This window comes from Halorubrum distributum JCM 13561 (genome assembly GCF_000337395.1).
GTDB lineage: Archaea > Halobacteriota > Halobacteria > Halobacteriales > Haloferacaceae > Halorubrum > Halorubrum distributum.
Window position 1 is genome coordinate 56451 of the sequence record NZ_AOJF01000032.1, and the last position, 13921, is coordinate 70371.

8 protein-coding genes and 3 pseudogenes are annotated in these 13921 nt (G+C 53.7%); 5 read left to right on the forward strand and 6 right to left on the reverse strand.

From position 1 onward, the window contains the following. Positions 1–102: 102 nt before the first annotated feature. Positions 103–1536: a sugar transferase gene (locus tag C470_RS07090; RefSeq protein ID WP_049908630.1), complete on the forward strand. Its 1434-nt coding sequence runs from the start codon at positions 103–105 to the stop codon at positions 1534–1536. Between the two features lie 76 nt (positions 1537–1612). Here C470_RS07090 and C470_RS16470 read toward each other — a convergent pair whose 3' ends face one another. Beyond that, positions 1613–2890 (reverse strand): transcription initiation factor IIB, encoded by a 1278-nt coding sequence (locus C470_RS16470; RefSeq protein WP_394295046.1) that lies wholly within the window; start codon positions 2888–2890, stop codon positions 1613–1615. 127 nt (positions 2891–3017) lie between these two features. On the opposite strand from C470_RS16470, the pseudogene C470_RS07105 reads away from it, so the two are divergent. Both C470_RS07105 and C470_RS07110 read left to right on the forward strand, forming a co-directional pair. Continuing rightward, positions 3018–4823 (forward strand): annotated as a pseudogene (locus tag C470_RS07105) (VirB4 family type IV secretion system protein); the annotation flags it as partial. 141 nt (positions 4824–4964) lie between these two features. Continuing rightward, a complete protein-coding gene (locus C470_RS07110) occupies positions 4965–5951 on the forward strand; it encodes an NAD-dependent epimerase/dehydratase family protein (RefSeq protein WP_008366250.1) in 987 nt (328 codons plus the stop codon). Between the two features lie 531 nt (positions 5952–6482). On the opposite strand, the pseudogene C470_RS07115 reads toward C470_RS07110, so the two are convergent. The 5 genes and pseudogenes from C470_RS07115 to C470_RS07120 form a co-directional block, all read right to left on the reverse strand. Next, positions 6483–7153, reverse strand: a pseudogene (locus C470_RS07115) (IS5/IS1182 family transposase). 115 nt (positions 7154–7268) lie between these two features. Next, a complete protein-coding gene (locus C470_RS15650; RefSeq protein WP_152418646.1) occupies positions 7269–8399 on the reverse strand; it encodes a hypothetical protein in 1131 nt (376 codons plus the stop codon). A gap of 25 nt (positions 8400–8424) precedes the next feature. After that, on the reverse strand, positions 8425–9183 hold the full coding sequence (locus C470_RS15655) for an NTP transferase domain-containing protein (protein WP_008366252.1): 759 nt from the start codon (positions 9181–9183) through the stop codon (positions 8425–8427). Between the two features lie 2 nt (positions 9184–9185). Further along, complete coding sequence (locus C470_RS15660; RefSeq protein WP_152418647.1) at positions 9186–10856, reverse strand: hypothetical protein; 1671 nt, start codon at positions 10854–10856, stop codon at positions 9186–9188. 4 nt (positions 10857–10860) lie between these two features. After that, complete coding sequence (locus tag C470_RS07120; RefSeq protein ID WP_008366254.1) at positions 10861–11265, reverse strand: hydrolase; 405 nt, start codon at positions 11263–11265, stop codon at positions 10861–10863. 266 nt (positions 11266–11531) lie between these two features. Between C470_RS07120 and C470_RS16300 the strand changes: the two are divergent. Continuing rightward, positions 11532–11860: pseudogene (locus C470_RS16300) on the forward strand (zinc ribbon domain-containing protein); the annotation flags it as partial. 214 nt (positions 11861–12074) lie between these two features. Further along, positions 12075–13880 (forward strand): ABC transporter ATP-binding protein, encoded by a 1806-nt coding sequence (locus C470_RS07125; protein WP_049908632.1) that lies wholly within the window; start codon positions 12075–12077, stop codon positions 13878–13880. The last annotated feature ends 41 nt before the right edge of the window (positions 13881–13921 follow it).

Consider the following 13921-nt stretch of genomic DNA (forward strand, 5'->3'; position numbering starts at 1 on the left):
TCGGCCGCCGTGATGAAGGTGTCGTGAGGGTAGTCGGTTCCTACACCGGTTCAGGGGCGGGAAACATAGTGTTTAACTCGGTACATGTGACAGTAGTCGATAATGGATACGGGATGGCGGTACCGCGCCGCAAGCGTGGGGGGCGTCGCCGGGCTGGTCGCGCTCGCGGTGATGCTCGCCAACAACGGGACCGTTCAGTCGGCGGTGTCGTTGGTGCCGGTCCTCGGGCGCCTCCCCGTGGATCCGCCCACCGGGGCAGAGTTCGTCATCGAGGTCGCGTTGACCGTCGTGGTCGTGACGGGCGCGTTCGTCCCGCTGTATAAGCCGCGGCCGCGACGGATCCTCGATATCGTCGCGCTCGCGCACAAGCGCACCTTCGTGGCCGTGTTTGCCCTCGCGACCATCGGCTACTTCGATTACACCTACAAGGTGCCGCGGCTCACGCTGGTGTTGATCACGCCGCTGTTGGTGGCCGTGCTCCCAGCGTGGTTCATCTGGCTGCGCCGCCCGGAGGCGCGCAGCGAGCGCGCCACTATCGTCGGGGACGACCCCGCACAGATCGAGGAGATAGCGCGTGGCGCAGACCTTCCGCTGCTCGGCTATCTCTGTCCGACCACGGTCCACGCGTTGACCGACGCGCAGTCGGTCGCCGAGGATCCCGGCGTCAGATCCACCGGCGTCGCACACGCCGCGGACGGCGGCCGTCAATCGGCCGGACTCGCGCGGCTGGGCGGCCTCTCGCGGCTTGAAGATATCCTCGTCGAGCAGGATATCGACACGGTCGTGTTGGCATTCGACGAGCCCGACCGCGCGGAGTTCTTCGGCGCGCTCGATGCGTGTTACGAACACGGGGTCGCTGCGAAGGTCCACCCGGCCCACGCGGACACGGTGTTGACTGACCGGCCAGACCCGAACGCGTCACTCGTCGACGTCGAGATCGAGCCGTGGGACATCCAGGACTACATGTTCAAACGCGGCTTCGACATTGCCTTCTCGCTGACGGGGCTGCTCGCGCTGTCGCCGGTGATCGCGGTCATCGCGCTCGCCGTCAAGCTTGAGGACGGTGGCCAGGTGTTGTACCGGCAGGAGCGGACCGCGGTGTTCGGCGAGACGTTCCCCATCTTCAAATTCCGGTCGATGACGCCCGAAGACGAGTCGGCGATGCCGATCGACGACGACGACAACGACCGGATCACGCGGGTGGGGCGGCTGCTCCGGCAGACACATCTTGATGAGATTCCGCAGCTGTGGTCGATTCTCCGCGGTGACATGAGCGTCGTTGGCCCGCGCGCGGTCTGGACCGAGGAGGAACATCTACTCGAGGACGAGGCCGAGACGTGGCGCAAGCGGTGGTTCGTCAAGCCCGGCCTGACCGGGCTCGCACAGATCAACGATGCGAGCAGCGTCGACCCCGGGGCGAAGCTGCGGTACGACCTCCAGTACGTGCGCGAGCAGTCGTTCGCGTACGACCTGAAGATCGTGGCACGGCAGCTGTGGATGGTTGGTGTCGACGTTTGGAAAGCACTACGGCGCTAAGACGAGCCGCGATCGGCCGCTTCAGCGCCGCAACACATGGGAGAACCACGGCGTCGCTTTGGGACCGGGATAGTGGTTAACTCACCTGTTCGACCAGCGTATCCCGATGGCCCTGGATCATCGCGATAGTCACGTCTGCCGCCGCAGCGACCGCAGCCTGGGTCAGTCCGCTATCGTGGTCCTGCCCGGCGACGTATAGACAGGCGGCGGCGAACCCCGTAGGATGGACACCCGCCGTGACGGTCGCGTCACGCGCCCGCTTAGCGAGGTCTCGTGTGCGCCGCCGCACGAAATCGGAACAGTCGAGCGCCGCCGCGAGCCGAGGCACGAACTGCCCGGGAGTCACGGGCGGCGTGGGAAGCCCGAGTTCGGTGTTAAGCGCTTGATAGGCAGTTTCCACACGAGATTCAGCGACACGAACGAGAGCGGCCACCTCGCCGAGCAGGCGAGCCCGGGCACACCGGCAGGCGGCGAAGACGCTGGCCGCAGCCATCGACTCGATCGACCGGCCGCGCAACAGGCTCTCGGCTTGGGCGCTCCGGAAGAGCTGACAGGCCTGATCCCGGAGCGATTCCGCGAACCCGAGCCTGCTCGCAATCCGTCGCACCTCGCTAAGGCCGTGCGCGAGGTTCCGGTCGGCCTTCGACTGGAACTGGCCACGGGCCTGCTCGCGGCGGAGGCGGCTCGCCGAGCTGTGGGCGAGGCGTTCGCGGACCAGGAGCTCACCTTCCAACTTACGCTGTACACGACGACCGACCCGTACCCGGCCGCGACACTCGTCGACCAGTTGGATTCGCGGCTTGCGGATCCCGACGTGGCCGCGACCGAGTCGCTGCGCGCTCTCATCGCCGCCTACCGTGACCAACGGCCCGCTGAGCTGGCGGACACCCACCGGGTGCGCTACTTTCTCGGCGTCGAGGTGGCACCAATCGAGGTGTACGAACGCCACCCCGATGAGCGGACGCCCGCGGAGCGGCTCTCGACGCTGCCCATCGTCGGCGTGTTGGCGACGCCGTTCGTCACGCGGCGGGACCGGCTCACGGAGGCGGAGTTGCGGGGCGCCCAACTCGAGAAGCTGCGCGAGCGGGTCCGGACTGTTGAGACAGAGTTCGTCGGCAAGCTGAGCGACTGTACCACCCGGCGACTGACGACGGCGGAGCTGTTGGGGCTGGCAACACAGTTCTGGACCGGCAGCGACGTCGAGACACTGCCGGTCGCGGCGCAGGCCGGCGTCGATCACCAACGCCGGGAGGAGACCGATGCGTGAGTTTGTGGCTATGCTTTCCGGCGTCGAGTCGGTGGCCCCGTCGACACTCGTCATAGGGTTAACCGTCAGTGGCGGCACTCTCGTCATTGGGTTCCTCGTTAGAGTGTGGCTACAGGCACGGCGTCCACAGCGGGATCCTGAGGTAGACCTGTCGGCGTTTATCCAGCCGCCGGCGGAGCCGCCAACGCCGGATTCGGACGTGCGCTCGCCTTAGGAGCGACACCAAGATGCGGCCGCGCCGCCCGCAGTCGAGTGGGAGAGTCGGTGTGCGCGCGTGGGTGACGAGTGGATGACGATGCTGTATATCGCCGACTGGCCTGACCAGCCGAGCGACGGGTATCTCAGCGAGCTCTTCACGCTGACCGACGTCCGGTTTCACTTCACCGCACACTTCACCCCGCGTGACCAGGAGCGGGCACTCGATCAGCTCCAAACCGCCGCAGACGACCTGAAAGTAGACGCCGATCTGGAGTCGAACGTGCGGAGCACGTACCTTCACAACCGGGCCGACGAGGCTGCCGCGACGTATCGTGCGCTCGAGGCCGGCACCTGGGTGTTCTCACAGGGCGTGTTTGTTACTGTGCGGGCCGACAACCGTGAGGAGCTGCGGACGGCCACCCGCCGGGTGAAACGTGTGTTGCGCGAACAGCCGGCGAAGCTCGCACCGAAGACTGCGATCTGTTCCCAAGAGCGCGCGCTGCGGAGCGCAGCGCCGTTCGGCGGGGCACCACTCGATCGGCAGACGATCGGGTTGAGCGGCGCGGTAGGTGCGCTGTTGGCGTCGCCACATCGCCCCACGCTGCTAGAATCGGACGGCGTCGAACTCGGCGTACACCGGCATACGGACACGCCGGTCGTTGTCGATCCGTTTGCCCGGGAGAACGGGTATTCGACCTTCACGGTAGGTGATCCGGGCTCCGGGAAGAGTTTCAGCGCGAAACAGCGGTTCATCCGGTCGGTGGCACATCACAAGGATCGGATTGGGGTGATCTTAGAGCCGCTCAACGATTGGGCCGGGGTAGCCGAAGCGTTGGGCGCCCAACGGATCACAGTAGGTGGGACGCTCGGGATTAACCCGCTTGAGATCACACCGCCCTCTAAACAGGCACGCGGGCGGTTAGGGGCTGACGCGAGTCCCCTCACCGAAAAGCAGGAGCGCGTGAGTAGCTTCCTGGCGAACTTCTTTGCGCAGCGGGGGATTTCGTTGGGGGACCGGCGGACGACGCTGGAGCTTGCCATCGAGACGGCCTACCGAAACACCGGCATCACCGAGGATGTGACGACCCATCACCGGGAGAGCCTGACACTCCGCGATGTGATCGATGTGCTTGAGGAGTTGGTCGATGATCCCGATGAATTCACGCTGCGGACGGAGGCGGAAGCCGAGAAGCTTCAGGCGGACACCACGTGGCTTATCGACCAGTTGCGGCCGTTCGCCCCGGACGGCCGGTTTGCGCATCTGGGGCGGTCAAGTGAAGTTGATTTCGCGGCCGAGGACCTCATCTATCTCGATTTGGCCCAGCAGGAGGGGCGCGTCGGCGGCCGGACGAGTCTCGTGATGTAGCTGCTCATCTTGTTGGTGTATGAGCGCGCCAAACAGACCGACAAGGAGGTCGTCTTTGTGATCGATGAGGCGCGCTACGTGTTGCGTGACGCGGAGAATCTCGCATTCTTGGAGGCGATCTTTCGGCACCACCGCCACCACGATTTGTCAATTCAGTTGGTCACCCAGACGGTCGATGAGTTCTTCGAGCGAGCTGAAGCGGAGATGATCCTCGATCAGTGTGCGATCAAGCAGTTCCACCGCTTAGATGGGATGGACGACCACTGGGCCGCAGAGTTCGGGTTGAATGACGCGCAGAAACGATTTGTTCAGGAGGCGGTGCCGGGCAACGAGGAACTTGGGTACGCGGAAGCGCTGGTGGGTGTGGATGGGGAGTGGCGTGGTATTGAGGTGCGGGCGTTGGAAGCCGAAAAGCGGGTTATTGAGGGAGAGCGTGTGGATCAGGAGAATGAATAACACCAGCCACCAGCCGCTGGCGAAAGCGCTGGGGCAGTCGGTGGTGAGACAACAGCAGTGTCGGTATCGCTCGTGATGTGGACATGACGGCGATCTCACGAGAACCGCGCGGGTTTTGTGGTGGCCGGCTGAACGACGCGTATGCGCATCCTCGTGACAGGCGGGGCCGGATTCATCGGCGGCCACCTCGCTGAGTCGTTCCTCGAAGACGGCCACGATGTGACGGTCCTCGACAACCTCGAACCCTTCTACGCCGAAGGGATCAAACGCCACACGCTCGACGTCCACTGCGAGGTCGCCGACGACCGGGATGTCGAGTACCGCTTCGTCGAGGGAGACGTTCGGGATCCGGCGACGGTTCAGGAACTCGTCACCGATGCGGATGTCGTCGTTCACCAGGCCGCGCAAGCGGGCGTGCGCGAGAGTGTCGACAACCCCCGAAAGGTGACCGACATCAACGTCGACGGGACGGTCAACCTCTTGGAAGCGTCGAAAGAAGGGGGCGTGAATCGGGTAATTGTAGCGAGCTCCTCGTCGGTGTACGGGAAGCCGAAGTCGCTGCCTTACGAGGAGGACCATCCGACCGAGCCGGTGAGCCCCTACGGGGTGACGAAGCTCACACAGGAGCACATGGCGCGGGTGTACACAGAGCTTCACGGGCTGCCGACGATCTGTCTCCGCTACTTCACGGTGTACGGCCCGCGAATGCGCCCGAACATGGCCATCTCGAATTTCGTTTCACGGTGTGTGAACGACGAGCCGCCGGTGATCTACGGCGACGGCCAGCAGACGCGTGATTTCACGTACGTGGCCGACGTGGCGGATGCGAACCGGATGCTGTTGGACTCGAACGCGGCCGACGGCGACGTGTTGAACATCGGGAGTTCGGACAACATTTCGATTCAGGAGTTGGCCGAGACCGTGCGCGACCAGTTGGCACCTGAGTTGGAGATTGTCTATGAGTCCGCGCGCGAGGCCGACGCCGAGCACACGCACGCGTCCGTCAAGAAAGCTGGCAAGGAGATCGGCTACGAGCCCTCGCGGACGATCGCGGAGGGCGTCGGTGAGTTCATCGAGTGGTATCAGGCGAACCGCGAGTGGTACGAACCGTTGGTACGGGAGTCGTAGGCGAACCCACTCACATGGGCAACAAGACAGTCATCATGGATGCTCGAACACTAATTAGCGCGATTTTACGCGGAGGAAGTCTCCTGGAAGACAGACCAAGGGAATGGGATTTGTATACAGTAGAGGATCTATTGAAATCACCAGTAGATGAGATGTGCTGTTCCGGGTACGGGGGTACAGATAATTAGTTCAATCTCAAAACCTTGATTGAAGATTCAGAAAGGAGTAATGAGAAGTTATGGTGATTTTGAACATATTATCGGCTAAAGATTAGTTGGACTTGCTATCTTGGTCGTAAACACAACAACCGTGACAACCGCAAAGAGCAAGTTTGCCCTTACAGATTCAGAAGTTCTGTTACTAATCGTGCTCGCAGGCGTATCGCTTCCCTTCATACTATGGTACCGTTGCGAAAAGTCGGCTTTTAGTGAGGTTATTGATTGACTCAATTGAATCTTTCTTCAGATATATCCTCGTCTGACAACCCTCGGACTGTACTGTGCGGTTCATTGTTCTTCTGTCTTGACTTACTCAGAGTGTGCGGTCTACATTATGAATGAGAGAGGCAATAGTGAGTTCACGGAACTGCTTCCACCAGCGTCGTGACCGGACGAACCGCCCCCACTCGAACGTTGAGTTGACGGTCTCAGATTGACTCCGCTGGCCGTAGATATCAGCGTCTAAGTACTCGTTCCGTGCTTGTGGAGCGATGTGAACGGATCGACATTCTCGGGAGTGCACCTGATCAAGACGGAGCAATCTGGCTATGGTGTTTCCGTGTTGTTGTCACGTGGAGATTGAAAATTGTGTTCACCTTCGCATCGACCAATCGTGTCACTTTGAACTGCTGAATCGTGAGTTCAGCTCGTTTCGTATATTGTTTCGAGACATGACTGTTGTCAAACATTGACGCACCAACAACACGCTTGTCGGAAGTAGCATCCCTGAGAGGGTCATAAGAGAAACCCTTCCCAATCATATCAAATAGATTAAACTCTTTACAGAGCGCTGATGGCGTAGGTAGTTCAGCTAATCGAAGAGTTCCACGGTTGCGTGGCATTTCGATCAGTTCGTCAAGCAGACCACGGTAGGTCTTGTTCTCCCAAACTTTGATACAGAGCAGAACAACGCACTGAGGAAGTGTATAGGGTGTTTGGAAATTTTAGGGAGCATCGAGAGATAGCTCAGCATGCCAGATTGATTGCCTTTTCAGTGAACTAGAGGATCTACAACTTCGGGAGAGCCTTCATCCTATAGGATTACAGAATAAATCTATGAATATCTGAGGATTTCAACAGAGCCGAGTGAGATATAATATCAGTTATCTTTTTTGTAGATGGTATCAGAAAAATTTTCTGGATAGTCGTCAGGATCAAGCCTATTAGCATAAAGTTGATGTACAGATTGGGCTGGGTCAGTTTCTGTACCATCTAAGAATTTATTCAAAGCGATCTCGGCAGCCGTCTTAGCATGTAACTTTGGTACTGTTTTTAATTTCCCGAAAAGTGATTTTTCAAGGAATGGTTCAATATGATTCACATTACGTCCAAAACTATCGACAGACAACCCATACCAACGTAATTTTTTATCCATTGAATCAAAATAATTTTCAATCTGTCGGAAGAGATCGTCTTTGGAGATGCTATATGTCTCATTAAGTTTCTTTATGTGGTATCCATCAGTAATGTTGTGCTTCTGAAGATAATACGCTTGTAGTGATTTTCCGAGATCATTACTGAAGTCTTCTGTTGCAATGTGAAGCTGTTCGTATTTTGGATTATATAGCATAGGTCGAGCTGGGTTTCTGACTTCTAAGATTGGCGTACCATCCCAGTGTTCTTCCTCACTCCGTGTAGAATAATGATATAGTTTTTCCCAACCAAACTTCACCAAACATATCATTGGCAATATTTGATGGATCACATATTGAGGGGGGAAGTCCATCGCTTCCCGTTCAAATAAATCAACTGAATTCGCCGCTTGGGCGTCATAGATAATAAATTGATCACTAAAATGTCCTGGAGTATAACGATCCTGAAAGAAATTGGTTCGTCCTTTGAAAGCGACAGCAGCGTTTCGTTCTTTCATATCTTGGATTAACTGCTGGAGTTTTTCTTCCGAAAGTTGCCAAGCATCAGCATGTAAGTGCATCACATAATCAACATCAGCAGCTATAGCACCCCGGACCGCAGTTCTAATTGTATTAAATACACGGTATTTAAGATTTGCACTTCTCCGAAAGTCATCCATAGATGAATCGTATTTAATATCTGCTCCCTGTTGAAAACTATCAATATCAGAATTAAGATCCGCAATCCGATCCTCAGCTTCTGGATGGTTTGAACATACAGATATGAAGTAGTTGCCTTCCCAATTCTCTCTGATAATATCAACTAGAATTCCCAAATCATCAAACTTGTCGTAAAGCGATATTGAGATACCAATCATTGTTTAATTATATGATAGTATGCGTTTATGTATTTATATTATGTTCTTGTGCGAAATTTGGTGCGAAATCAACAATATCTTCCGGAGTGCCAAGTACATGTACTGACTCATTGTCTGTTTCTTTTGCCATGACTTCATATTCATTCTCAATACACCATTGATATAGCGGACAGATATACTTTTCACCATATTTGTGTTTAACTGTTTCTCCCATCTCTTCGTACGCATTTTTAAACAACATCCATTCCGCAAAGTAATAGAAGCCAACTGTGGCAAGATTCGAGATGCGTTCCTTTTCAGAAACACTCTGGACCGTCCCGTCATCAGCAATGTCTACAAAACTCCATCTGTCACCCAACGCCGAAAATACTGGGATCCAACCATCTCCCTGGATATCGATTTTTTGTATTTCGCCTGGTTCCACATATGTATCTATATTAAAGATGGCTACTGGATCTGAATCTTCGATTACTGCGTCTGCGTGAAGGGCAGTAGTTGCCTGGCCGTCTGTTACCTCCGTTACATCCAGTATTGTATAGTCCTCAATGCCAAGTTTCGCACATTGGTTTTTTATGAATTCTTCGTCATTAATTTCAGATCTTGTTATGAATATGAATCGATTACTAAAAAATGATGAAAGAGATGACATAGCATAATTAAACATAGGTCGGCCATCGATTTCCAATTTATGCTTTGGTTTCATGATTCCCTCACTTTTAAAGCGACTGCCCCTCCCAGCCATAGTTATTAACACAGTTATATTGGATGTGTTATTTTCATCCATATTTATCTTATAAATTCCGAGCTATATTTTTCGATCCCTTGCCCAAGCATTACATATTGGCGATCTGGTTTATCAGAGTGTAGTGGAAGCATACTAAGCCACAGAAGACTCTCTATCGCTTTAATTCTGTTGAATTCTTGTGGGTAACGTGACTGTAGTAAAGTGATAAATAGATTCTGCCGTCTGTCATGGTTTTCGTTATTCCAGATAGAGTAGTTGATTGTGTCATCTTGAGTGTTAACAGTAAAACGATCATTGATGATGAATTCGTATTGACCACAGACACTATGGGTTAATTTAGCCAGATCATATAAGTAATCACCATGAATATCGTATGATCCAAACTCTCCACGGGGATCAACAAGCTTGATTTTGTGACTCCGCACATCCACCATAATATTTGAAAGCGAAAGATCTCCGTGTATTAGAGTAGGTTCAAATGTATCTAGAAGATTTCGTTGTTTTAGATCATCTTCTAATCTCGTGGCGATAGTTTTTACTGAGGGATACTCAGTTCCGTTTATCGTAAGTGAATCACTCTCAAAATATTTCTGGAGATTCTCTTGATCACTAGCCTGGGAAAGCCGACTGATCGTTTTGTTAAGAAACATTTCTTCTCGTGCAGATGCCGCCATATTCGCACTCTCTGCTTTGTGACTCCGGAATCTATCGACAATATCTAATATAGATGAGAATATTGTCTTCCAAATGTGAATATCATGGCCTCCATACAAATAGAGGTCACTTGCTTTTGGATAACCGACAAATTCTAATTTTATATATGGATCTTCTTCAGTAGAATAATTTAGTACGTGTGGAATCAAGGGTTTCATATCAGCTGGTAAGTTATCATACCAACGAATTTCTGGAGATAGGATTTCCGTATTATCACTTTGTTTTTTTACGATGAATTTATCTTTGTCGACATGTAAATGATTAAACCCTCGTGTATTTAGATATTCAATACCAGCAGCATGATACGTATCAAGGTGTCCAAGATCAATCCATCTGTCTGGCTGACGAAGATCATAATTTTTATTGGATAAATATTCTAGCAGCGATGTATAATATGGGTCATAGTCATTGATACTTTTTTTCTCTAATGTCTGTTGGAGCACTTGGTGAAAAGAATATGGATTGCTAATCTGAAACTGACCAACGAAAGTTTTCTTTTGCTGCTCATTTCCGTTCGTGTATTTTGAAGAAATTTCACTAATCCGATCATCTGATGAGGTTTCGAATGTTGTCCACCGAAGTGGGTGATCAACATAGTCAAATGAGATTCTGTCTCTTTGATCGGAAGAACTCGTTGGATAAACTAGAGTATCTGCAAAATGAATAAACATCCCACTGTCATCGATTAATCCGAGCTCAATCCCTTCACAGATACCTTTTTCAATCGTCTCTCCAAGTGAATTTGGATCATCTACATCAATCACTTCCCAGTCATATTCCGAACGCTCCTGCCAATTTCGAATCTTTTCTGACCCATCATAACAAAGAATGATTCGGCAAAAGTCAGGAGAAGTACCAGCTTCTTCGTAGGATTGAGCGATGTGTTCAAACGCTGTTTTTCCGTCAAGGGGAATCATTCCTGTCGGTATTGGACCAAGATCAAGTTTTAATTCATCAGGGACAAGTCCCGCAGATGGAATCAAAAGTGTGTTTGACATATAATTAGTCTTTGTAGCCGATGTTCTCACTAGAGAGAATAGCTTGAATTTCCGATTCAGTTTTCTCTACAAATTCCGTAGGTCGGACTGCTTTATCATCAATATAGAAGCCTTTGTGGCCACACCATGGCTGCCCATAATATATTTCATCAAATGGGATATCATGTTTGTTAAGCCAATCATGAAGTACAGGAGCGGTTTCCGCATTTATTTTTCCTAATCTTCCCTCATGTGTCCGCATATTTCTCGCAGTCTGAAGAATAATATAAAAACCGCGATCGTCATATTCCCGTAATTTTTCAACGACTTCAGTAACTGGTTCTCGTTCACTGTACTCTTTTTTTGGTTCTTTTTTTGCAAGAACTCCGTCGACATCAACAACAATGCGGTTATCTTCCTCTATATCCATTATTAGTACTTTACAGACACGCCGGTAACAACTTTACGGTGTAGTGCGTTGGATTTGGGGGCAAAGGTCAAGCCTGGCGACCTGACAAGTTCTTTCATTTTCAGTATAGTCCCAAGTCATGGATTGTCAGTTGCCATTTCAAACTGATGCGGGTCTATCTGGAAGCTGGCGACAATCTGCCCGTCGTCTTGATTATTGATTAAGTACATCGGGTTCAACCACCCGATATTTTCGTCCGCATGACTACACTGCTTAAGCGTATGAGAGTCGTACAGGTCGAAGCACGGGGCACGACGGAAGAATATACGTCGTGCGGTGTAGAAACAGAGACTGATCTGGGTACGCGAACACTCCTGGTCGATTTGTGGGTTCGAGCGTGATCGCGATGTGAACGTGGCGATGAATGTCTTACAACGCGACTTTGCTGAATTAGGGTGTGGCCTGAATAGATGCCTGGGAGACTGCGTTCCCTACGGACACCGGTTTGTCTACAAAGCGGGTCATCGAAGCAGGAAGCCCGGGGCTTAACTTCAAGGACCGATTCATGGTGTACGCTGCTCCGGCCGTCGGCCAAGGGTGGGTATCAGGTGAATGAGACCGTAGATCTGTTAGTACGGGCTGTGATGTGGCACCCTTGCGGCTCGGCAAGCACATGAATGTGAACACACCGGGGGACCTGGAGCGGACAATTTGTTAGTCTAGGAGTTGACGGTGGGTGTTAAGTGGATTGACACGGGTCTTGAGTGGATCGCGAGACGAGACCGACGACATTATTCGGGTCGCCGCCGGAAATCGGACAACTCACCGCTATGTCATCGTCAGATCCCGAACCAGTCTCCAGACGCGAGAAACTCGACGCCCTCCGCGATGTCGCTCGGTATAATCCGAAATATACGACAGCGGTCATCACGCTGGGTATCGTCGCCGCAGTGCTTGAGGGAGTGGGACTGAGTTTCATCCTCCCGATCGTCGAACTCGTCCAGCTCCAAGATCCTGCTGCGGAGGCGGAAGGAATACTCGCAGTGTTCGTTACTGCCTATCAGGCGCTTGGAATCCCGTTCACACTGGGATACGTCGTGATTGGCGTGTCCGCCGTGATGGTCGCGCGGTACACGACCAGTTTCGCAGTCGCGTGGTTCCGAGAGGCGCTCCGAACCTACTACATACGGGACCTCCAGACGCGGGCGTTCCGGAACGCCTTGAACGCACGCGTGGAGTATTTCGATAAAGAAGGGTCTGATGACATCCTGAACGCGATCGTCACGCAGACGAACTACGCAGGTCGGGTGATTCAAAATGGGATCCAGTTCTCCCAAGAAGTGTTCCTCGCCGGCGTGTACTTCGCCGTCGCGTTGGTGATCGCGCCAACCTTGACGATCATCACCGGCGTCGTCCTCGGTGGGTTCTCAGTTTTCTTCCGCCGGGTTCTCGATTCGGGGTACGATGTTGGGGACAAGGTCGCCGAAGCGAACGAGATGCGACAGGAGGCCGCACAGGCCGGGACGCAAGGCATTCGTGACGTGCGGATCTTCGGGCTCGCAGAGGAACTCTTCGAAGACTTCACGGACGCAATCGAACAGTTCACGCGGTCGCGGATCGTCCTCCGACGCAATGAGGCCGCAATCCAGAACTTCTACAACCTCGTCGTCGCGGTGTCGGTGTTCGTCCTAATTTACCTCGCGCTGACCTTTGCGAACCTTACGGTCGGCGAACTCGGCGTGTTCCTCTTCGCGATGTTCCGACTCGGACCGAAGGCAAGTCAAGTGAACACGCTGTACTACAGGGTGGAGAACAACTTGCCGCACCTCGTTCGCACCATCCAGTTTACCGACGAGCTGGCAACGTACAACGAACCGACTGGATCGAGTCGAGACGTCCCCGAAGAGATCCGAGAAGTCGAGTTCGACGACGTCCGCTTCTCGTACGACGACGAAGAAGATGTCCTCCGAGGGATTGACTTCACGGTCGAGAAGGGCGAGTTCGTCGGGTTCGTCGGGCAGTCGGGCGCGGGGAAATCGACGATCGTCTCGCTGCTCGCCCGGCTGTACCCGGTCGATGACGGAGAGATCAGAGCGAACGGAGTTCCGATCGACGAGATGGACATCGCGGAGTGGCGCGACCGGCTCTCGATGGTCAGACAGGACCCGTTCATCTTCAACGACACGCTACGGTACAACCTGACGCTCGGGAATCGGGAGGTGTCTGACGAGGAACTCAACCGCGTGTGTTCGATCGCGAAGGTCGACGAGTTTATCGACGAACTCCCGGACGGCTACGACTCGTTGCTGGGTGACGATGGTGTCCGGCTGTCGGGCGGTCAGCAACAGCGCGTCGCGCTTGCGCGAGCGCTTCTCGAAGACGCCGACGTGTTGATCCTCGACGAGGCGACGAGCGACCTCGACTCAAATCTGGAAAAGCAGGTCCAGCAGGCGATCGAAGAGATGGATCGAGACTACGCCATCGTGACGATCGCCCACCGGCTGTCGACGGTGAAAAATGCCGATCGGATCTACACGATTGAGGAGGGGCGAGTCACAGAGACCGGACAGCACGACGAACTCGTTGAGAAAGGTGGGAAATACGCGGAGCTGTACGGGATCCAAGCGAGTCGATAGAGTAACAAAAGGGAACAAGTAGAGACAAAACACATACACAG